At 52.2% G+C, this 20,561-nt stretch carries 19 protein-coding genes and 1 other RNA gene; 8 read left to right on the forward strand and 12 right to left on the reverse strand.

The genetic code is table 11. From position 1 onward, the window contains the following. Positions 1 to 180: 180 nt before the first annotated feature. Positions 181 to 1,314, reverse strand: coding sequence for an alpha/beta hydrolase (locus tag QWJ20_RS09095; RefSeq protein ID WP_174866473.1), 1,134 nt, complete (start codon positions 1,312 to 1,314; stop codon positions 181 to 183). A gap of 631 nt (positions 1,315 to 1,945) precedes the next feature. Between QWJ20_RS09095 and QWJ20_RS09100 the strand changes: the two genes are divergently transcribed. Continuing rightward, complete coding sequence (locus tag QWJ20_RS09100; RefSeq protein WP_095702001.1) at positions 1,946 to 2,461, forward strand: YbhB/YbcL family Raf kinase inhibitor-like protein; 516 nt, start codon at positions 1,946 to 1,948, stop codon at positions 2,459 to 2,461. A 524-nt stretch (positions 2,462 to 2,985) separates the two neighbouring features. On the opposite strand, the gene parE is transcribed toward QWJ20_RS09100, so the two are convergent. The 5 genes from parE to nudF all read right to left on the reverse strand — a co-directional run bounded on the left by parE (position 2,986) and on the right by nudF (position 7,552). After that, positions 2,986 to 4,881 carry a DNA topoisomerase IV subunit B gene (gene parE / locus QWJ20_RS09105; RefSeq protein ID WP_095701324.1) on the reverse strand — a complete coding sequence of 632 codons (1,896 nt, stop codon included), beginning with the start codon at positions 4,879 to 4,881 and terminating at the stop codon, positions 2,986 to 2,988. 86 nt (positions 4,882 to 4,967) lie between these two features. Continuing rightward, positions 4,968 to 5,549 (reverse strand): esterase YqiA, encoded by a 582-nt coding sequence (yqiA, locus tag QWJ20_RS09110; protein ID WP_039482239.1) that lies wholly within the window; start codon positions 5,547 to 5,549, stop codon positions 4,968 to 4,970. Further along, on the reverse strand, positions 5,549 to 6,376 hold the full coding sequence (gene cpdA / locus QWJ20_RS09115) for a 3',5'-cyclic-AMP phosphodiesterase (protein WP_095701323.1): 828 nt from the start codon (positions 6,374 to 6,376) through the stop codon (positions 5,549 to 5,551). Before cpdA ends, yqiA begins: the two co-directional genes overlap by 1 nt. A 107-nt stretch (positions 6,377 to 6,483) precedes the next feature. Beyond that, on the reverse strand, positions 6,484 to 6,915 hold the full coding sequence (locus QWJ20_RS09120; protein WP_039482244.1) for a DUF1249 family protein: 432 nt from the start codon (positions 6,913 to 6,915) through the stop codon (positions 6,484 to 6,486). Positions 6,916 to 6,919: 4 nt separating this feature from the next. Further along, positions 6,920 to 7,552, reverse strand: a complete 633-nt coding sequence (gene nudF, locus QWJ20_RS09125) for an ADP-ribose diphosphatase (RefSeq protein WP_039493025.1) — start codon at positions 7,550 to 7,552, stop codon at positions 6,920 to 6,922. Positions 7,553 to 7,889: 337 nt separating this feature from the next. On the opposite strand from nudF, the gene tolC reads away from it, so the two are divergent. From tolC to QWJ20_RS09140, 3 genes are all read left to right on the forward strand, one after another. After that, positions 7,890 to 9,284, forward strand: coding sequence for an outer membrane channel protein TolC (gene tolC, locus QWJ20_RS09130; protein ID WP_433992344.1), 1,395 nt, complete (start codon positions 7,890 to 7,892; stop codon positions 9,282 to 9,284). 271 nt (positions 9,285 to 9,555) lie between these two features. Continuing rightward, positions 9,556 to 10,230, forward strand: a complete 675-nt coding sequence (locus tag QWJ20_RS09135) for a DUF1190 family protein (protein WP_095701321.1) — start codon at positions 9,556 to 9,558, stop codon at positions 10,228 to 10,230. A gap of 11 nt (positions 10,231 to 10,241) precedes the next feature. After that, complete coding sequence (locus QWJ20_RS09140; RefSeq protein WP_433992345.1) at positions 10,242 to 11,402, forward strand: glutathionylspermidine synthase family protein; 1,161 nt, start codon at positions 10,242 to 10,244, stop codon at positions 11,400 to 11,402. 64 nt (positions 11,403 to 11,466) lie between these two features. Here QWJ20_RS09140 and ygiD read toward each other — a convergent pair whose 3' ends face one another. The 3 genes from ygiD to rsmI all read right to left on the reverse strand — a co-directional run bounded on the left by ygiD (position 11,467) and on the right by rsmI (position 13,831). After that, positions 11,467 to 12,252: a 4,5-DOPA dioxygenase extradiol gene (gene ygiD / locus QWJ20_RS09145; protein ID WP_433992346.1), complete on the reverse strand. Its 786-nt coding sequence runs from the start codon at positions 12,250 to 12,252 to the stop codon at positions 11,467 to 11,469. Positions 12,253 to 12,539: 287 nt separating this feature from the next. Next, positions 12,540 to 12,918, reverse strand: an RNA gene (gene rnpB, locus QWJ20_RS09150) — RNase P RNA component class A. 25 nt (positions 12,919 to 12,943) lie between these two features. Further along, on the reverse strand, positions 12,944 to 13,831 hold the full coding sequence (gene rsmI, locus QWJ20_RS09155; RefSeq protein WP_219678838.1) for a 16S rRNA (cytidine(1402)-2'-O)-methyltransferase: 888 nt from the start codon (positions 13,829 to 13,831) through the stop codon (positions 12,944 to 12,946). A 61-nt stretch (positions 13,832 to 13,892) separates the two neighbouring features. Between rsmI and QWJ20_RS09160 the strand changes: the two genes are divergently transcribed. From QWJ20_RS09160 to dolP, 4 genes are all read left to right on the forward strand, one after another. Then, entirely contained in the window at positions 13,893 to 15,902 is a 2,010-nt protein-coding gene (locus QWJ20_RS09160; RefSeq protein WP_433992347.1) for a penicillin-binding protein activator, read from the forward strand. Continuing rightward, positions 15,899 to 16,255, forward strand: a complete 357-nt coding sequence (locus QWJ20_RS09165) for a YraN family protein (protein WP_039279491.1) — start codon at positions 15,899 to 15,901, stop codon at positions 16,253 to 16,255. Before QWJ20_RS09160 ends, QWJ20_RS09165 begins: the two co-directional genes overlap by 4 nt. 63 nt (positions 16,256 to 16,318) lie before the next feature. After that, positions 16,319 to 16,909 (forward strand): DnaA initiator-associating protein DiaA, encoded by a 591-nt coding sequence (diaA, locus tag QWJ20_RS09170; protein ID WP_011091952.1) that lies wholly within the window; start codon positions 16,319 to 16,321, stop codon positions 16,907 to 16,909. A gap of 11 nt (positions 16,910 to 16,920) precedes the next feature. After that, on the forward strand, positions 16,921 to 17,493 hold the full coding sequence (dolP, locus tag QWJ20_RS09175) for a division/outer membrane stress-associated lipid-binding lipoprotein (RefSeq protein ID WP_095701315.1): 573 nt from the start codon (positions 16,921 to 16,923) through the stop codon (positions 17,491 to 17,493). 124 nt (positions 17,494 to 17,617) lie between these two features. Here the strand turns inward: dolP and QWJ20_RS09180 are convergent, their stop codons facing one another. From QWJ20_RS09180 to elbB, 3 genes are all read right to left on the reverse strand, one after another. Continuing rightward, the gene (locus tag QWJ20_RS09180) at positions 17,618 to 18,913 is read right to left on the reverse strand and encodes an alginate lyase family protein (RefSeq protein WP_433992348.1); all 1,296 of its coding nucleotides are present in this window, start codon (positions 18,911 to 18,913) and stop codon (positions 17,618 to 17,620) included. An 89-nt stretch (positions 18,914 to 19,002) separates the two neighbouring features. Continuing rightward, on the reverse strand, positions 19,003 to 19,737 hold the full coding sequence (mtgA, locus tag QWJ20_RS09185) for a monofunctional biosynthetic peptidoglycan transglycosylase (protein WP_095993468.1): 735 nt from the start codon (positions 19,735 to 19,737) through the stop codon (positions 19,003 to 19,005). Then, positions 19,734 to 20,387, reverse strand: coding sequence for an isoprenoid biosynthesis glyoxalase ElbB (gene elbB / locus QWJ20_RS09190; protein WP_039482274.1), 654 nt, complete (start codon positions 20,385 to 20,387; stop codon positions 19,734 to 19,736). Before elbB ends, mtgA begins: the two co-directional genes overlap by 4 nt. Between the last annotated feature and the right edge of the window lie 174 nt (positions 20,388 to 20,561).

The following is a 20,561-nucleotide window of genomic DNA, read 5'->3' on the forward strand; positions in this document are numbered from 1 at the left end:
AAAGGGGCATCCGCGATTAAAAAATTATCCCTTGGTTTGTCTGAAAACTATGCGCGATAAATTTTTAAGGCACTCTTATATACCAAAAAAATATGCTGAATGACGACGTAACATGGGTGGAAAAAAGAAAAGGTCATCTGGCAGATTGCAGAATGTGCATCCAGATGACCTTTATTGGCCTTATTTCAGATTCTTGCTAAAGAAGTCAGTGATCTTATCAAACGGGATTTTGTCCATGCGGTCATAAAGATCGACATGGTTAGCATCCTTGATAATCACAAGCTCTTTCGGCTCAGCTGCGGCTTTATAAGCGTCTTCAGTGAAATAGCGAGAGTGTGCTTTATCACCAACAATAAACAGAATTGGACGCGGCGAAATTTCTTTGATGTACGTGAGCAGAGGCATATTCATGAACGCCATCGGGCTGGTGCCAGTGAATGCGCCCGAAGAGGCCACTGAGTTCTTATGGAAGCCACGCGGCGTGCGGTAGTATTCGAAGAATTCTTCGGTGACCGGATTCGGGTTTGCCGGCAACGTCTCTGGAAGGATTCGTTTGGCGATCTCGACATTGCCGTTCGCATCAACGTAGAAGTCGTGAGCGCCTGGAGCTGGCGTGCCACGCTCGGCGTCCGTCCAGCGCTGCTCGCTCAGGCGGGTCAGGATCTTAGTCCGGTTCTCCAGCGACAGACTGTCTTCAAAACCCTTACCCATCAGGCGCGACATGTCGTACATGGTGGCGGTGACGACCGCTTTAACACGCTTGTCGACAGCCACGGCATTGAGGGCCATACCACCGAAGCCGCAGATACCAATGACGCCGATGCGGTTGCGATCAACCGCAGGGTGCAGGCCAAGGTAGTCCACTGCGGCCATGAAGTCCTCGGTATTGATCTCAGGGGACGCCACGTTGCGAGGTTCACCGCTGCTCTCACCCGTATAGGACGGATCGAATGCGAGGGTAACAAAACCATGCTCCGCCATAGTTTGTGCGTACAGACCAGAAGATTGCTCTTTAACCGCGCCAAAGGGGCCGCTCACGGCAATCGCAGCAAACTTTTTGTTACCACGATTTTTCGGGAGATACAGATCGGCGGCCAGAGTAATGCCGTAGCGATTCTTGAAAGTGACTTTCTGATGGTCGACCTTCGTGCTCTGCGGGAAAGTTTTGTCCCATTCCTGGGTCAGTTGTATGGTTTGCCCCTTGCCATTAGCAGGATTACTTTCTGCCAAAGCGGGATGCGCACTGACAAACATCGCGGTACAGGCCATGATGGCACCGCGAATAAATTGTTTGCGAGAAAGCAGATGGCTCATTGAATCTACTCCTTAATTTATATGTTAAAAATCGAGCAACGACAGTGCGTTTTCCAGCATCAATTTCCCTGCTTCCTGAGGGAAAATATCGCGATGCCAAGAAACGCCTATTGCTTGGTATATTCACAACAGGTATTGACCGAGCGACAATGCTTCGTCTTGGTCGGATTAAAGAAAGTAAAACGTTTCATGCCACGTGCCTTCGTCATTAAATACAAATCACGTAACAGCTATTTCCCTAACGCCCCTTCTTGTAAGAAATAACTGAGGGTATAGAGAAAGTGATTACGGGTAAGATGGAAAAACCCAAATGGATTTACCTTACCCATCGACATTCTTCCCCATCTGTCCTCCGCATCGATATACAAATTATCTCGATTTATTGCCTTATAATCTGAGAGTGTAGATTTTTGGAAGAAAAAATAGCGCGCTTCAGATTTAGACAATCAGGCAAGTATTCAAGGGAATTATGTTATTCCATCGTCGAGTGATGGCCTGATGATAGACAACGTTACCTGTGCCTATCTGCCACCTGTAAGCAGTCACCGTCTTGCTCGGGGGAGAAGAAATCATTCAACTTTTTAGGGGAGTAAATATAGTGATAAAGCGTTCTCTACTTTTATCATTGCTTATGGCTTCAACCGTCGTACATGCTCAGGAATTTCAGGTTAAGAGTAATGATATAAAACAAGGAGAGGAGATAGGGAATACTTTTATTCAAAACGGATCTGGCTGCTTTGGAAAAGATATATCACCTCAACTCTCCTGGTCAGGAGAGCCCGCAGAGACGAAAAGCTTTGCGATTACGGTGTATGATCCTGACGCCCCAACGGGGAGTGGGTGGTGGCATTGGACGATGGTAAACATCCCTAAAAATGTCCACAGCCTTGAAAGAGATGCTGGAAACAGGAATGGAAAAAATATTCCTGCCGGTGCCGTTCAGGGACGTACCGATTTTGGTAGTCCTGGCTATGGTGGTCCTTGCCCTCCAGCAGGAGACAAAACACACCGTTACCACTTCAAAGTCTGGGCGCTTAAGGTCGATAAACTGCCGATTGATGAACAATCCAGTGGTGCATTGGTTGGTTATATGCTGAATACGAACAAGTTGGCCGAAGCAGAATTAGTCGCTCATTCAACGCGATAAGAGAACGGATGACTATGCGCAGCGGATGACATCTACCATACGCTGCGCGTACCGTTATTCAGCGAGTAGAATCAACATCACGTTAAATTCCCTCTCATAAAATATTTATAAATCAAATACATTACCAACCTAGCGATGATTTAATTTTCACTCTCTGAAAAATGATTACTGAATTTAATTCAGTGGCCTTTCAAATGAGGGCCCATTTATCACCATATTATTTTCAGGTAGCATTTCTCTCATAGCATGACTTATCTAAAAGATAGGTAGAGAACCAGAAATATTACTTTTCCCACAGGGAACGTTTTCAATAAATAACCCAATAGCGCAGAGACGCTGACCGGAAAACCGATTGAGATAATCTATCGGGAAACAATAACGGGTAATAAAAAACATCGAAAGTAATTCAATTTCCAGCAGATAGCAGAATGTGGGTTAAGACATGCATTGGAAGGAAGGAGAATTGTTTTCCCACCACTGAATTGCATGGTGGGAAAACGAGAGTTTTTGCTATTAAGCGGCGGTTAGACCTCGATCTCCGCCTTATCGCCCTTCTCTTGCAGCCAGTTGCGGCGATCTTCCGAGCGTTTCTTCGCTAGCAGCATATCCATCATCGCCATCGTCTGATCCATATCTTCTTCACTGATGGTCAACTGCACCAGACGGCGAGTGTTGGGATCCAGCGTGGTTTCACGCAGCTGTAGCGGGTTCATTTCACCCAGACCTTTAAAGCGCTGCACGTTCGGCTTGCCTCTCTTGCGCTTAAGCTGCTCCAGCACGCCCGCTTTTTCCTCTTCGTCCAGCGCGTAGTAAACCTCTTTGCCCAGATCGATACGGTACAGCGGCGGCATGGCGACATAAACGTGCCCGCCCTGAACCAGCGCCCGGAAATGGCGGACAAACAGCGCGCACAGCAGCGTCGCAATGTGCAGACCATCAGAGTCCGCATCCGCCAGGATACAGATCTTGCCGTAACGCAGCTGGCTGAGATCGGTGCTGTCAGGATCGATACCGATCGCGACTGAAATATCGTGTACTTCCTGCGACGCCAAGACCTCATCGGAGGAGACTTCCCAGGTATTCAGGATCTTACCTTTCAGCGGCATGATCGCCTGAAATTCACGCTCGCGCGCCTGCTTCGCCGATCCGCCCGCCGAATCCCCTTCCACCAGGAACAGTTCCGTCCGGTTGAGATCCTGCGAGGTACAATCCGCCAGTTTGCCAGGCAACGCCGGCCCGCTGGTCAGCTTTTTACGCACCACTTTTTTGGCGGCACGCATACGACGCTGAGCGCTGGAAATCGCCAATTCGGCCAGCTGTTCCGCTGCCTGCACGTTCTGGTTCAGCCACAGGCTGAAGGCATCTTTCACGACGCCGGACACAAACGCGGCGCACTGACGAGAAGAGAGACGTTCTTTCGTCTGCCCGGCAAACTGCGGTTCCTGCATTTTGACCGACAGCACGTAAGCACAGCGTTCCCAGATATCGTCTGCACTCAGCTTCACGCCGCGCGGCAGAATATTGCGGAATTCGCAGAACTCACGCATCGCATCCAGCAAGCCCTGACGCAGGCCGTTAACGTGCGTCCCGCCCATTGGCGTAGGGATGAGGTTAACGTAGCTTTCCGTCAGCAGCTCACCGCCTTCCGGCAGCCAGAGCAGCGCCCAATCCACGGCTTCAGTATCGCCAGTAATCGACCCCAGAAACGGTTTTTCCGGCAGCGTGATCAGGCCATTTATCGCCTCGCACAGGTAGTCATTCAGGCCATCCTGATAGCACCAGCGCTGCTCGGTGTTGTTAACTTTATCTTTGAAGATGATTTCCACACCGGGACATAAGACCGCTTTGGCCTTCAGCAGGTGCGTCAAACGAGATACGGAAAAACGAGGGCTGTCGAAGAACTTCTCATCCGGCCAGAAATGCACGCGCGTTCCGGTGTTACGACGTCCACAGGTGCCGGTTACCGTCAGTTCCTGCACTTTATCGCCGTTTTCAAACGCGATGTCATGCACCTGACCATCGCGCTTAACGGTAACTTCAACACGGGTAGACAGGGCGTTCACCACGGAAATCCCGACGCCGTGCAAGCCGCCCGAGAACTGGTAGTTTTTACCGGAAAATTTGCCGCCTGCGTGCAAACGACACAGAATCAGCTCAACGGCGGGTACGCCTTCTTCCGGGTGGATATCCACCGGCATCCCACGACCGTCATCAATCACTTCCAGCGACTGATCGGCGTGCAGAATCACATCAATTCGGCGTGCATGGCCCGCCAGCGCTTCATCAACGCTGTTATCTATGACCTCTTGTCCCAGGTGGTTAGGACGCGTGGTATCGGTGTACATTCCCGGACGACGGCGCACCGGTTCCAGTCCGCTGAGTACTTCAATCGCATCAGCGTTATAACTTGATTGAGCCATAGTTTGCGTTAATTCTTTGAGTTCAGTGAATGGTGTTTAACGAACCGCTTTCGGCGATTCGTTTTTCAATGCCTATGTGTGGCGATTCAGTCTGTCGTGAGCCCTAAAAAATTCACAATCGGTGTGAAAAAGCGCTCAAATCCGACAAAGGCATGATTGCCCTCTGACTCCACAGTTTGACGGCAGGCCGTGTAATACGCGACTGCCTGACGATAGTCCAGAACCTCATCCCCTGTCTGCAACAGCAGCCAGAGCAAATCCGGCGATTCCAGTCGGTCAACCTGCATGACCTTCAGATCGTAAACGTGCCGAGACTCTAGCACATATTGTTCACCGGTGTAGGGGTTCTGATATTCGCCGAGATGGTCCAGCAACAGTTCAAACGGCTTCACCGCTGGGTTCACCACCACGGCTGGCAGCATAAAACACTGGGATAGCCAGGTGGCATAATAACCACCGAGGGAAGAGCCAACAATGCCCACCGGACGACCGGCTCGCTCCATAATCAGCGACTCCATCATCTCAGCCGCCTCCGACGGATACGGTGGGATCTGTGGAATCACCATGTCAATTTCAGGGTGCCGCTCTGCCAGCCACGTTTGCAGAGCCGTCGCTTTCGCCGACTGTGGCGTACTGTTGAAGCCGTGCAGATAAAGAAGCGTTGGCATTAGTAACCGTCCGAATCCATGTCAGGCAGGAATTCGCTGCCTGAGAGACGATAGACCTCGGTTTCCAGACGGCCATCCGGCAGCAGGTCCAGATAGCGCCATCCCGGTGCCACATCATCAATAGTGAAGTTAGTGCAGTGCGGTTTGAACTGTACGCAGGTCGACGGCGTGGCCAGCAAGCGGCGGCCATGCCAGTCAAAATCCATCTCCTGATGAATATGACCACACAGCACGGTGTTCACCTGTGGATAGCGCTCCAGTACCGTAGACAAATTATGCGCGTTACGCAGGCTGTGCTGATCGAGCCAGGTACAGCCGGAAGGATGCGGGTGATGGTGCAGCAACAGCAGCGTAAAACGTTCTGGCTGGCTTTTCAGGCTACGCTCCAGCCATTCAAGCTGGTATTCGCTCAGTTCACCATGTGGGACGCCGAACACCTGGCTGTCCAATAAAATGATCTGCCACTTGTCTCCCAGCAGCACATGCTTGGACGGCGCAATACCGGCGTCAGCCAGCGCATCAACCATCGCCGGTTGGAAATCGTGGTTACCCGGAAGCCATACGCAAGGTGCAGGGATCTGCGCAATTCCGCGCGAGAAATGATGATAGGCTTGCAGCGTGTGGTCCTGTGCCAAATCGCCCGTCGCGACGATCAAATCAAACGCATCCTGCCGAGCCTTGATGGCATTCAGCACAGCGTGATAGCTACGATAGGTGTTGATACCCAGCAAGGTTTCATGCTCGCCCGCAAAAAGATGGGTATCTGTTATTTGTAAAATCCTGACTCTGGCGCCACTCGCCACAGGCAGTGTCAACAGGCTTTCCAAATGGTGTCCTTGGTTACGTAAATCTGTCTCTACCCGTCATCTTTCAAATTGCAGAATACGCTGCTTTCCCTTGTTGGCTCGACTGCCGCCGCCCTGCGTCTTGAAATCTATTGGGTATCAAAAACCGGTATCGACATCGAACCATACGCCAAACAATACTTTAGCCAATCAGCAAGAAACTGATTAATTTGATGCTTTTCGTCACGTTGATGTAACTTCTTATTAGGATAATCATAACGTGCTTTGAAGCGAAAGATCTGCTGGCTGGCACACACTTCCGCAACCAACGCATCATGATACAACCTAACGCTCATCATTGGCAGGCTCCAGTAGCTGACAGTGGGCGCTGTCTGCTTAATTTCGACCAATGAGGTATAGCGAGTAGATTCAAGAATCGTCAGTTGATAGACCGCATTATTGACGTGATAAACCGCGATTTCGCCGACTTCATCATTTTTTGGCAGCAAACGCCGCAATTGCATGAAGTTGGTTTCACATAGCCTCATCATGGCTGGGAAATCCGGAGTATAACGTTTCATAAATTCAATCCACCCACTCACGTTTCAGTTCTTCATGGTGCAATGCCAACCATTGCAAGGCAATGACAGATGCGGCGTTATCAACAATCCCTTCTTCAACCCATTGATAACTTTGTTTACGGCTCACCACATGTACACGGATATCTTCATTCTCTTCCGCCAGGCCGTGAATACCTTTCGCTGTACGAGTATCCACTTCGCCCACCATCACCGCCAGGCGCTCGCTGGTGCCGCCGGGGCTCGCAAGATAGTTGATTATCGGTCGGCAACGGCCAACCCTTAATCCGGCTTCTTCCTCTGCTTCGCGCCGTGCCACCTCTTCATGGCTTTCTCCTGGCTCAATCATGCCAGCCACCAGCTCAAACAGCCAGGGAGACGCACTGGTGTCGTAGGCAGCGATACGAATCTGTTCGATTAATACCACTTCATCACGCACCGGATCGTAAGGCAGCAACACCACAGCATGACCGCGTTCTAAAATCTCGCGGCTAACTTCACCGCTCATACCGCCATTAAACAGGCGATGACGGAAACGGTAACGCTCCAGCGAAAAAAAACCGTCGTACAGCGTTTCGCGTGCAATAATTTCTACATCATCTTTGGTGAAAGTAACCGGACCGGATACGGAAGACGCCATGGCTGTACTCCTGTAACAAGTATTAATGGAATCCGGTATTGTATGGCGGAATCCGCTGTCATTATACTCATCATTGTTTTTGAACGTTTATTCGGCGTGACGTCGGCGAAGTGAGGGAGATTCCCATACATCGCATCACTTTTCGGTGCCTGACTGAACAGCAAAACGCCGCACTGAATCATCCAACAGGTCAATTTACCTGACCCTGTAGGCATATTCCGCTGAAAGATGGCACGTTCAGCTACCTTATCCTATTGGCAGATTCTGATAGAATCGACAATTATTCGTCTACAGACAGCGCTACCATAGCGAGATTGCTGCACAACAAGGAATGCAAATGAAGAAATTGCTCCCTCTTCTTATTGGTCTGAGCCTGGGTGGTTTTAGCGCCATGAGTCAGGCGGAAAACCTGTTACAAGTCTACCAGCAGGCAAAAAACACCAACCCTGATTTACGCAGCTCTGCGGCAACCCGCGACGCCGCGTTTGAAAAAATTAATCAAGCGCGTAGCCCGTTACTGCCTCAGCTCGGTTTAGGCGCTGACTATACCTATAACAGAGGCTACCGTGACAGCAAAGGCGTCGACAGCAACGCCAAGAGTGCCTCACTTCAATTGACCCAGACCTTGTTCGACATGTCCAAATGGCGTGCGCTGACGTTGCAGGAAAAACAAGCGGGCATTGAAGACGTCACCTATCAGACCGCTCAGCAAAACCTGATGCTGAACACGGCAACCGCCTATTTCAACGTCCTGCGTGCTATTGATTCGCTGTCCTACATCAATGCACAGAAGCAGGCGATTTATCGCCAGTTGGATCAAACGACACAGCGCTTCAACGTCGGTCTGGTCGCGATTACCGACGTCCAGAACGCCCGTTCACAGTATGACAGCGTGCTGGCAAACGAAGTGCTGGCTCGTAATACGCTGGATAACGCGCTGGAATCACTGCGTCAGATTACGGGCAACTTCTACCCACAGCTGGCCGGTCTGAACATCGAACGCTTCTCTACCCAGAAACCTGAAGCGGTTAACAACCTGCTGAAAGAAGCCGAAAACCGCAACCTGAACCTGTTGTCCGCACGCTTGAGCCAGGATTTGGCACGTGAGCAGATTCGCTCCGCCGAAACAGGCTATATGCCGACGTTGGATCTCACGGCATCGACGGGCGTGACTGATACCCGCTATTCCGGCTCACGGACGAATAACAGCAACTCGTTTAACGATTCAGACGCTGGGCAACACCGAGTGGGAATCAACTTCACTCTGCCGCTCTACAGCGGTGGTGCCACCAACTCTCAGGTGAAGCAGGCACAGCACAGCTATGTCAGCTCCAGTGAACTGCTGGAAAGTGCACACCGTTCCGTTATCCAGATAGTACGTTCATCGTTTAACAATATTTCTGCCTCCATCAGCAGCATCAACGCTTACAAACAGGCAGAAGTGTCTGCACAAAGCTCTCTGGATGCAATGGAAGCCGGTTATCAGGTAGGAACACGCACCATCGTTGACGTGCTGAATGCCACCACCACGCTGTATAACGCTAAACAGCAGCTCTCCAGCGCTCGTTATGATTACCTGATCAATCAGTTAAACATTAAATCCGCGCAGGGCACGTTGAGCGAAACCGACCTGCAAGCGCTGAATGCGTCACTGGGTCAACCGGTTTCAACCACGCCAGCCGTAACCGACAACACTGCTCCGCAGGCCACTACCGCCTCGGCGCAGCGTTAATCGGTAGCAGCGTTTACAAGCATTAAGATAGAGGGGAACCACGGTTCCCCTTTTTTATACCCGTTCTTTCCCCACAAAATAACGCGATAACACCTGAACACAGGAGCCGTCTTCTTTCGCCATAAAGCGAAACGTTGCACAACAGAATGTATAGCAACGTAAAGACATCTTTCGTTACACCTATTGCCGCTTTAAATTCAAGCAGTGTTCCCCTATCCTTAGGCACACTTATTTGTTATTGGCCGTGATGCTTTGCTCTGGGATAAACACGATGAAACGTACAAAAAATATTAATCAGGAAACGTTCCGCAAGGAATGGCGGACTCACCGTCTGGCACCTGTTGCTTTGGCCGTCAGCGCCGTATTTTTCCTCGCGGGCTGCGAACAAACGGATGAAACCGTCTCCCTCTACCAGAATGCGGATGATTGTTCGTCAGCTAACCCGTCAATGGCTGCACAGTGCACTACTGCATACAATAATGCGTTAAAAGAAGCAGAAAAAACGGCACCAAAATACGCAACGAAAGAAGACTGCGTAGCAGAATTTGGCGAAGCGCAGTGTACTCAAACGCCTGCACCGGCACAGGCCGGTATGGCAGCAGAATCTCAGCAGGGCGGCGGTATGTCCTGGATGCCATTGATGGCGGGTTACATGATGGGCAGAATGATGAGTGGTGGAGCCGGTTTCACACAGCAGCCGCTGTTCAGTTCAAAATCACCGGCCAGTCCGGCTAACGGCAAATTCGTTGATGCCACTGGTAAAAACTACGGCAACGCGACAACAGGCCGTACGATGACCGTGCCTAAAACTGCACTGGCACCGAAGCCTGCAACCACCTCGACCATCACGCGTGGTGGCTTTGGTGAAACCGTCGCGAAGCAAAACAGCATGCAGCGCAGCAGCGCCAGTTCAAGTTCCAGCTCTTCCCGTAGCATGGGCGGCTGAGGACGTATCGAATGAAGCGGATAGATATTACAGCGCGTCCTGACTGGCAGGAAAAAGCCACCGAGTTTGGTTTTCGTTTCCACACTATGTACGGCGAACCCTACTGGAGCGAAGAGGCTTACTACCAGTTCACGCTTGCCCAGATCGAAGAGCTGGAAGAAGCCACAGCAGAGCTGCACCAGATGTGTCTGCAGGTGGTGGAAAAAGTCGTCAACAGCGACGCGCTGCTCGCTAAATTCCGTATTCCCAAACACACCTGGGAATTCGTCAGACATTCATGGCGCACCAATCAGCCTTCGCTGTATTCACGCCTCGATCTGGCGTATGACGGTAAATCCCCAGCCAAGCTGCTGGAAAACAATGCGGATACGCCGACGTCGCTGTACGAAGCAGCCTTTTTCCAATGGCTCTGGCTGGAAGATCAAATCAACGCCGGCAATTTGCCGCAGAATTCAGACCAGTACAACAGCATTCAGGAAAAGCTGATCGAACGCTTTGAAGAGCTAAAGCTCAATCACGGCTTCGGTTTGTTGCATTTCGCCTGCTGTCAGGATACGGAAGAAGATCGCGGTACGGTACAATACCTTCAGGATTGCGCGCTGGAAGCCGGTCTGCCGAGCGAGTTTTTGTACATTGAGGAAATCGGCCTCGGTGAGAAAGGCCAGTTTACCGATCCTGAAAATCAGGTAATTAGTAATCTGTTCAAGCTGTATCCGTGGGAGTTCATGCTGCGCGAAGTGTTTTCCACCAAGCTGGAAGATGCGGGCGTGCGCTGGTTGGAACCAGCCTGGAAAAGCATCATTTCTAATAAAGCACTGCTGCCGATGCTGTGGGAAATGTTCCCAAATCACCCCAACCTGCTTCCTGCCTATTTCGCAGAAGATGAACATCCTGAGCTGGACAGCTACGTCATTAAGCCGCTGTTTTCACGCGAAGGGGCGAACATCCAGATCGTCGAAAATGGCAAAGAGATTGCGTCAGCCGACGGCCCTTACGGCGAAGAAGGCATGATCGTCCAGCAATACCATCAACTGCCGAAATTCGGCGACAGCTACACGCTGATTGGTAGCTGGCTGGTGAACGATCAACCTTGTGGTATCGGCGTACGTGAAGATCGCGCTCTGATCACCCAGGATCTCTCGCGCTTCTATCCGCATACCATTCTGGATTAAGCAGCACATTGAAAGTAATAAGGCACGGCTCTCGCCGTGCCTTATTTCTGCCGCAAAAAACGGATTACCCCACCAGCACCGACAGCATACTCAGCGATCCCATTTCAAGCCCATCGACCGGAATACTGATTGCATCTTTGCCGTCCCAGCTTCCCAGCACATAGAGCAGCGGGAAATAGTGATCGGGCGTCGGGTTGGATAATGCGGCACCTTCGTGTTGCATAAAATTAACCAGCGGATGGTCGTCTCCCTGATAAGTCAGGTTATCACGCACAAATTGATTGAACGAAACAGCCCACGGATACGGCTCCGCATTGCCATCCCATTTCACCATCCGCAGGTTATGCACGACGTTACCACTCGCCACAATCATGAAACCTTCATCACGTAGGGCTGCCAGTTTACGCCCTAATTCGTAGTGATACGCGGCAGGCTGCGTACCGTCCACGCTCAGTTGCACGACGGGAATATCCGCATCGGGATACATCTTGATCAGCACACCCCAAGAACCGTGATCCAAGCCCCATTGGCTTTGATCGGCAGTAACCGGGTACGGCGCCAGCACCTGCTGGATTCTAGCCGCCAGCTCAGGCGAACCGGGTGCCGGATACAGGGTATCAAACAGCGCCTGCGGAAAGCCGCCAAAATCATGGATGGTGCGCGGATTTTCCATCGCCGTCACGGCAGTACCACGGGTATACCAGTGGGCAGAAACCGCGATAATCGCCTTCGGACGCGGCAGCGTCTCACCCAGCGTTTGCCACGCCTGCGTATACACATTGTTTTCCAACACGTTCATCGGGCTACCGTGGCCGAGGAACAGTGCAGGCATCCGGGAAGTGTTGCTCATAGTCATATCCTCTGAAAGATGTCAGCGAGCGTGCAGCCGCACGCGATGGCCTTACTTTACGCGCTTTATGACACAGAAAAAGTCAGAGTTATGTGATGGAGAACATCAATTAATTTGAAAGGTAGTACATGCAAGGCAGAATAAGAAAAAAGCCTCCCGCCGAAGCGAGGTTTCATAATGAAGGGCGTTGACCGTTAAGCCGCGTTCTTTCATAAAAAGCGTCGTGGACAGTCATTCATCTTGCCTGCCCCATAAAGCAAAACCCCGCCGAAGCGGGGTTTTATGATGAAGGGAGTTGACCGTTAAGCCGGGTTCTGTCGTGGACAGTCATTCATCTAGGCCAGCAATCACTCACTGGCTCAAGCAGCCTACCCGGGTTCAGTACGGGCCGTACCATGTGAACCCCTATTTGGCCTTGCTCCGGGTGGAGTTTACCGTGCCACGAACTGTTGCCAGTCGCGCGGTGCGCTCTTACCGCACCCTTTCACCCTTACCTGATCCCACTTGCGTGGGCCATCGGCGGTTTGCTCTCTGTTGCACTAGTCGTAGGCTTGCGCCTCCCAGGCGTTACCTGGCACCCTGCCCTATGGAGCCCGGACTTTCCTCCCCTCCACCTGTCTCCCCCGAAAGGGACGGCAGTGAAGCGGCGACTGTCTGGTCAACTCCGGCGCGGATGATAGGGCAAATCGCCCTACTTGTCATCCTCCGATTCACCGCTATCACCTTCTTGCTCCAGCCCATAGCGGTAAAGCGCGTTTTTCTTCACGCCGTGAATCTCTGCTGCCAGCGCCGCCGCTTTCTTCAACGGTAGCTCGGCACGTAATAGCGTCAGCGTGCGCAGCGCTTCCGCCGACAGCGCGCTGTCATCAACCTGATGCCCTTCCACAATCAGCACCATTTCCCCTTTGCGCCGATTTTCATCTTCTTTCACCCAAGCCAGCAGTTCGCCTACAGGCGCACCGTGAATCGACTCCCAGGTTTTGGTGATTTCGCGCGCTAACACTACATAGCGCTCAGCGCCCAGCACCTCGCTGATATCCTGCAGGCTATCCAAGAGACGATGTGTGGATTCGTAGAAAATTAGCGTGCGGGATTCCTCCCCTAGCTCACGCAGCTTATCTTTGCGCCCTTTGGTTTTGGCGGGCAGAAAACCTTCATAGCAAAAACGGTCAGACGGCAGACCAGACGCGGAGAGCGCCGCTATCGCCGCGCACGCGCCCGGCAGCGGTACCACGCGAACGCCCGCTTCACGGCAGCGTCGAACCAAATGGTAACCGGGGTCGTTAATCAGCGGCGTGCCCGCATCTGAAACCAGCGCGATGCTTTGTCCTGACTGCAATTTAGCCAGCAACACATCCGCTTTTTGTTGTTCGTTGTGATCGTGTAATGCGAACAATCGCGCATTAATCGCAAAATGTTGTAACAGCAGACCGGTATGGCGGGTATCCTCTGCGGCGATCAGATCAACGCTCGCCAATACCGCCAGCGCACGCTGCGTGATGTCGCCCAGATTGCCGATTGGCGTGGGGACAATGTAGAGGGTAGATGCAGAAATGTCTGCTTGTTGGTCTTGATTCATTGTTTCATCCGGGTTGCCGATTTAATATTGAGCATCTTTAAAAAAAATCACTGGATACAGTATGCTTCCCTTTCATTTCGTCCGTACCCAGGCAGGGCGTGTTATCCCTGTTTTGTTAGCGGCACTGTTTCTCGCAGGCTGTCCAAGTCATGCACCGCAGAGCCCACCACCCGAGGTTCAGGGCAAAGCTGACGCATCATCCGATTATTATCTGCAACAGATGCAGCAAAGTAGCGATAATAACAAGGCTGACTGGCAATTACTTGCTATTCGTTCCCTGTTACAGGAAGGGAAAGCCCCTCAGGCAAGCCAGCAGTTCAATGCACTGCCAGAAAAGTTGAGCGCCGCACAAAAGCAAGAACAGCAGTTACTCAGTGCAGAACTGTCCGTCGCCCAAAACAATATGGATGCGGCTAAAGCAGCGCTGAGCCAGCTTGATGTGGGCGCGCTTTCCGATCAGCAGAAGCAGCGTTACTACCAGGCGCAAATCAAAACAGCACAAGGTCGTCCTTCCATTGAGCTGCTGCGGGCCTATATCGCTCAAGAGCCGCTGCTGAAAGGCGACGAGCATCAGATGAACCTCGATCAGACCTGGCTGGCATTGACGCAAATGCAGCCGCAGGAGTCGAACTCGCTGCTGATTAATGCGAATGAAAATGTGCTGCAAGGCTGGGTCGATCTGCTGAATAACTATCAGGATAACCGGACTTCTCCCGATCAGTTAAAAAGCGCAATTCAGGATTGGCAAACCCGCTATCCACATCATCCTGCTGCAAAAACGCTGCCTACGCAGTTGAATCAGGTCATTAACTACCAGCAGTCATCGGTGAACAGCATCGCATTGCTGTTGCCACTCAATGGTCAGGCGCAGGTTTTCGCCAATGCCATCCAGCAAGGCTTTAACGCGGCAAAGAACGGTCAGATAGCCACCGCAGCTGTATCTACCCCTGCTGCACCGTCAGCGGACGCCACGCAAGCCGAACCGGTCACCCTATCGTCCGATGGTCAGAGTGCCCAATCGCCCGCACCGTACAGCGATCAGGCAGTATCCTCCCCAACGCCTGCACAGGCGACAAGCGCTGGGCTGTCCAGCTCGCTCCCGGTCAAAGTGTATGACACGTCTTCACAGCCGCTGGCGAATATTCTCACACAGGCCCAGCAGGATGGCGCCTCGCTGGTCATCGGTCCGCTGCTGAAAAATGAAGTGGATCAGTTGGCGAACAGCCAGTCACCGCTGAATATTTTGGCGTTGAACCAGCCGGAACACGTCGAAAATAGCCCTAACATCTGCTATTTCGCCCTCTCTCCAGAAGATGAAGCCCGAGACGCGGCAAAATTTATCCATCAACAGGGTAAACAGCAGCCGCTGGTCTTAGCCCCTCGTGGTGCACTGGGCGACCGTATCATTAACGCATTCGCTCAGGCCTGGAACCAGCAAAGCGGCACCAGCGCTCTGCAACAGCGCTTTGGCAACACGGCAGAATTAAAACAGGCCATCAATAGCGGCGCGGGCTTAAGCCTGAGCGGTCAGCCTGTTAACGTGTCGCAGCAGCAGGCACAGCCAGGCACCACCATCGGCGGCTTAACCATTCCTTCTCAGGTTCAACCGACGTCCAGTTCGTCCGTCAGCGGTAATATCGACGCGGTCTATATCATCGCAACGCCAGATGAGCTGGCGCTGATTAAGCCGATGATTGATATGCGCACCACGTCACGCGCACGCCCGGCGCTCTACGCCAGCTCACGTAGCTTCCAGGCCGGATTGGGCCCTGACTTCCGCCTCGAAATGGAAGGCTTGCAGTTCAGCGATATTCCGCTGTTAGCCGGTGCGAACCCAGCGCTGATGCAGCAGGTCAGCAGCCAGTTTAAAAACGATTACTCGTTAGTCCGCCTGTATGCGATGGGGATGGATGCCTGGACGCTCGCCAGCCACTTTGGTGAAATGCGCCAGATTCCGGGCCACCAGATTCCTGGGGCGACAGGCATGCTGAGTTCAGGACCAGATTGCACCATCAACCGACAGCTAACCTGGCAGCAATATCGTCAGGGCCAACTGGTACCCGTTCTCTGAATCAGCGAGCGGCTGGTGCAGTTTACGAACAACAGGCCCGGCGTTATCTTGAACGCGCGGGCCTGACCTTCACCGCGGCGAATGTTACGCTACGCGGCGGTGAACTGGATTTGATCATGCGCGATCGCCATATTTGGGTATTTGTCGAAGTGCGCTATCGGCGCAACGCCCATTTTGGTGATGCCGCAGCCAGCGTCACCCGACGCAAACAGCAGCGGTTGTTGCATGCCGCCGCCGTGTGGTTGGCACAGCGAGGTGCCAGCTTTGACACAGTGGATTGCCGTTTTGACGTGCTGGCAATTACAGGTGAACAGTTCGACTGGCTCCCTAACGCCTTTGCCGCACAGGGCTAACATTTTTACCATTCAGAGATATCTTATCCTTAATGGACTTCAATTTACGTAGGTTAATTCAACGTGCTGGATAGAATAAAAGTTTGTTTTACCGAGAGTATTCAAACGCAGATTGCAGCGGCAGAAGCCTTGCCAGACGCCATTTCCCGCGGCGCGATTGCGATGGTGCAGTCTCTGCTAAACGGCAACAAAATTCTGTGCTGCGGTAACGGAACATCAGCAGCCAATTCGCAGCATTTTGCCGCCAGCATGATTAACCGCTTTGAAGCAGAGCGCCCCAGCTTACCGGCTATCGCACTTAATGCGGATAATGTGGTCTTAACTGCGATAGCCAATGACCGCTTGCATGAAGAGATCTATGCCAAACAAGTCAGAGCGTTAGGTCAGGCTGGCGACGTACTGCTGGCAATTTCAACCCGTGGCAACAGCCGCGATATTGTTAAAGCCGTAGAGTCTGCCGTTACCCGCGACATGACGATTGTCGCCCTGACTGGCTACGATGGCGGAGAACTGGCCGGGTTGCTCGGGCCTCAGGATGTGGAAATTCGCATCCCGTCACACCGCAGCGCCCGTATTCAGGAAATGCACATGCTGACAGTCAATTGCCTGTGCGATTTAATTGATAACACACTTTTTCCACATCAGAACGATTGAAGGAGCACTACATGAGGATAAGTTCTGCATTTGCCGTGCTGTCTATCGCCCTGCTGCTACAAGGCTGTGTCGGGGTTGTTGCTGTTGGCAGTGCCGTGGCAACCAAAACGGCCACTGACCCGCGTACTGTAGGCACGCAGGTTGACGATGGCACACTGGAAGTCCGGGTGACGAATGCAATCAGCAAAGACGAGCAGTTGAAAAAGGATGCCCGTATCGTTGCAACGGCTTATCAGGGGAAAGTATTGTTAACAGGGCAAGCACCGAGCACAGAAATGGCAAGCCGGGCTAAGCAAATCGCCCTCGGCGTGGACGGGGCAGCCGAAGTCTACAACGAGATACGCCAAGGCACGCCGGTTTCAATAGGAACCGCCTCCATGGATACCTGGATCACCACCAAAGTGCGCTCACAGATCCTGGCAAGCGACACGGTTAAATCCTCTAACGTCAAAGTCACAACAGAAAACGGTGAAGTCTTCCTGTTAGGTCTGGTGACACAGCGTGAAGGCACCTCTGCCGCAGAGATCGCCAGTAAAGTTGGCGGCGTGAAGCACGTCACGACGGCCTTCACCTACCTGCAATAACGCGATTTTTCTTTAAAAAACAAAAACCGCTGATGTCTTCATCAGCGGTTTTTTTATCTCTGCGCTTTTTTATCCCAGTTCAGGGACGCGTATCTTTGCCCGATGAGATCGGGGCACAAGAAAATTATGGCGTAGCAGGGTTAAGCAACCAGAGTGCACGGCGAGTTTCAACGCTGATGTGGCTCGGTTCTTTATCACGCACGCCAGCCTCACCGGTGAGCAATTCCGCAAAGCCTGCCTGCCTGATTTGCGTCTGGTAACGCGGCGTTTTCAAACCACGATCTGCCTGCAATAACAGCGGGATAAGACGGCTACTTTGTCTGTCTATCGTCTTGTGCGGCCACGCCTTGTTTTCATCCAGATACGGTGCCATAAAATCCAGCGCCTTTATCACACTGCTTCCCTTCGGCGTTTGGTACTGCCAGATATCTTCCCCAATGCGGGAAGCCAACACCGCCATGTCCGTTATCGCCTGAAGGTTGAAGTAGCTGTAATGGAAAGAACGGGTACGTGCCAGCTCTTCCGGCTGAGCCCCATCCGGTTGCAGTTGATGATCCAGTTTTTCCCGCTGTAACTGCGCCATGGATTTCACCACGTCGATTTTCCCCAGATACCAGGCGATCCCCGCCACCTGTACGGTATACCAGCTACCGTGGTTGTTCTGGGCCGTTGCCTCTTTTTTCCCCAGCTTGCTGGTTTGCAGCCAGTGCAGATAATCACTCATCCATGTCTGCATCTGCTGCTCATCCTGCGCCGTCCAGCCCGGAGCGTGACGCAGCATAATCAGCGAATCGACGATGCGGGTGGAAAAATAGCGCCCGTCCAGCACGCCCGAGCCTCTGCCCGGCGCGATACCCGGCACGCCCTGCGCAAAGTCGAGGTTAGGGTTCATGCGCGTAGCGGGGTCGATAAACCAGGTACGGATCATCGACATCGCTTTATCGGCATAAGCCTGTTTGCCAGAGAAGTACCACGCCAGCGTCAACGCCTGCGTTTGAGCGGTGAATTTTGCCAGCCTTACCCCATCGGTCTCCTCATCCTTGCTGGCAGGGTTTACCTGCCCATCACGACGAATCCAAGGCAAACCATCAGCTTTGTCGGGATCGGGCCACCAGTAGGCGCTGAGGCTCAAATAATCATGCTTTGAACCACTGGGTGGCGTGGATTTCTTTTCCGTCACGCTGGGATTATTTATTTTCAGCGCGCGGTCGGCTTCCGAAATAAGCTGCTCGTACGCCATTCGCGTCTGCGGCTTTTCCGTTTTCTGCTGTAGCTGCTGTTTTACCGAGGATAGCTGAGGCTGCTGCAAGAAGGCGTAGGGATTATCGGGGGATGACGCTTTAGGCTCCGCATCCGCACGGGCAACAGAAGCCACACAACACAACGCAACCAGTAAACCTGACCAATAACGTAACCGCATACTTTCTCCTGATGTCGAAAACACGACCGTTAACGCGAAAATTTCTCGGTATAGTAAACGAACAAGGCGACTTAATTCAGATTGTTACCTCACAACAGATCGTTATCTCGCAAAAACGCGTCGCCGCCCATCTGTCTCATTTGGCGCAAAATCCACTGCTGACGTTGAATAACATAGCCGGAGGGCGCATTCGCACGAAAGCGAATGGGATTCGGCAGCACCGCCGCCAGTAGGGCTGATTCGCTTGCCGTCAGCCTGCTAGCGGGCTTGTTGAAATAACGCCTGGCGGCCGCTTCCACGCCAAAAATCCCGGGGCCAAATTCGGCGATATTCAGATACACAGTCAGAATTCGCCGTTTCGTCCAGACCAGCTCAACCCCGGTGGTAATACCCGCCTCAAGCCCTTTGCGCACCCAGCTACGTCCATCCCACAGAAACAGATTTTTCACCATCTGCTGCGACAGCGTAGAGGCACCGCGAATCCGCTGCGTGTTGCGCTCGTTGTGCTTCAGTGCCTGACCAATCGCATCAAGATCGAAACCCCAATGCTGAGGGAATTTTTGATCTTCTGCTGCCATCACCGCCAGCGCCATTTCCGGGGCGATCGCCTCCATTGCCACCCAGTCAGAATGGGCAACATAGGAAAACTCGCCTTTCAGCCATGCGCTAATCTGCCTGTCGACCATCACCGCAGAGAACGGCACGGGCAGGAAGGAAAACAGCAGGATGCCAGCCAACCACGCACCGATGACAACCAACACACTCCGAACAATCAGGCGCTTCAGCCACGTGAATAAGCCTCCACGCCCTCGGTTCCACCTCATTCGGTGAGATCCAATACGCGAGCAACGAGCTTATCAATGCCTTGTGCCGCTTCGCTGATGGAGTTAGCCAGCATATAGGCCGGTGTCGTCACGATTTTATGCTCCTCATCAACCACGATATCATCGACCGGACAAACCACGTGGATACCGCCCATTTCTTCGACGGCCTCAGCGGTATCAATATCGTTACCAATGGTTACGCGAACAGGTACACCCAAAATCGTTGGCAGCAGTGCGGGTGAGATGCAAATAAAACCAATTGGTTTATTTTGCTTATAAATTTCCTGTGTGAGCAATTGCAGCGTTTCATCAATCTGACACGCCGTTCCCTGCGTAGCGAAGTCGCTTAAATTTTTCGCAGCGCCAAAACCACCCGGCACAATCAGCGCATCTAAATCTTGTGCATCTGCTGCAGAAAGCGGTTGGATTTTTCCTCTGGCGATCCGTGCTGATTCTGCTAAAACGTTGCGATTCTCACCAGTTACGTCACCCGTCAGGTGATTAACCACCTGTAATTGTGGTTTATCTGGCGCAAAGCAAACGGCTTGCGCGCCTGCGCGATCCAGCGCAAGTAACGTCAACACGGCTTCATGAATCTCGGAACCGTCATAAACACCACAGCCACTAAGGACAATGCCGACTCGTTTCATCATCTTTTCCTTCATTTCATTACATCAACTAATTGATTTTTTAATTGACAAACACTAATCTACATCACACATTTTAATGATTCTTGTAACAAAGATTTCTACATTTGCTATTTTGTTGCTTGATGAAGATGTACAGTAGCTAGGTTTTAGTCGCTGTTGTAAGTTGTAGTCGTT

Source organism: Pectobacterium sp. S5, assembly GCF_051707265.1.
GTDB lineage: Bacteria > Pseudomonadota > Gammaproteobacteria > Enterobacterales > Enterobacteriaceae > Pectobacterium > Pectobacterium polare.

Bases quoted from the DNA above. Each gene is read 5' to 3' on its own strand.
- ygiD (WP_433992346.1), bottom strand. From the start codon at position 12,252: ATGAGCAACACTTCCCGGATGCCTGCACTGTTCCTCGGCCACGGTAGC.
- elbB (WP_039482274.1), bottom strand. From the start codon at position 20,387: ATGAAACGAGTCGGCATTGTCCTTAGTGGCTGTGGTGTTTATGACGGT.
- QWJ20_RS09120 (WP_039482244.1), bottom strand. From the start codon at position 6,915: ATGAAACGTTATACTCCGGATTTCCCAGCCATGATGAGGCTATGTGAA.
- parE (WP_095701324.1), bottom strand. From the start codon at position 4,881: ATGGCTCAATCAAGTTATAACGCTGATGCGATTGAAGTACTCAGCGGA.
- QWJ20_RS09135 (WP_095701321.1), top strand. From the start codon at position 9,556: ATGAAACGTACAAAAAATATTAATCAGGAAACGTTCCGCAAGGAATGG.
- QWJ20_RS09095 (WP_174866473.1), bottom strand. From the start codon at position 1,314: ATGAGCCATCTGCTTTCTCGCAAACAATTTATTCGCGGTGCCATCATG.
- QWJ20_RS09100 (WP_095702001.1), top strand. From the start codon at position 1,946: ATGGCTTCAACCGTCGTACATGCTCAGGAATTTCAGGTTAAGAGTAAT.
- mtgA (WP_095993468.1), bottom strand. From the start codon at position 19,737: ATGAGGTGGAACCGAGGGCGTGGAGGCTTATTCACGTGGCTGAAGCGC.
- QWJ20_RS09160 (WP_433992347.1), top strand. From the start codon at position 13,893: ATGCTTCCCTTTCATTTCGTCCGTACCCAGGCAGGGCGTGTTATCCCT.
- rsmI (WP_219678838.1), bottom strand. From the start codon at position 13,831: ATGAATCAAGACCAACAAGCAGACATTTCTGCATCTACCCTCTACATT.
- QWJ20_RS09180 (WP_433992348.1), bottom strand. From the start codon at position 18,913: ATGCGGTTACGTTATTGGTCAGGTTTACTGGTTGCGTTGTGTTGTGTG.
- dolP (WP_095701315.1), top strand. From the start codon at position 16,921: ATGAGGATAAGTTCTGCATTTGCCGTGCTGTCTATCGCCCTGCTGCTA.
- nudF (WP_039493025.1), bottom strand. From the start codon at position 7,552: ATGGCGTCTTCCGTATCCGGTCCGGTTACTTTCACCAAAGATGATGTA.
- QWJ20_RS09140 (WP_433992345.1), top strand. From the start codon at position 10,242: ATGAAGCGGATAGATATTACAGCGCGTCCTGACTGGCAGGAAAAAGCC.
- tolC (WP_433992344.1), top strand. From the start codon at position 7,890: ATGAAGAAATTGCTCCCTCTTCTTATTGGTCTGAGCCTGGGTGGTTTT.
- yqiA (WP_039482239.1), bottom strand. From the start codon at position 5,549: ATGCCAACGCTTCTTTATCTGCACGGCTTCAACAGTACGCCACAGTCG.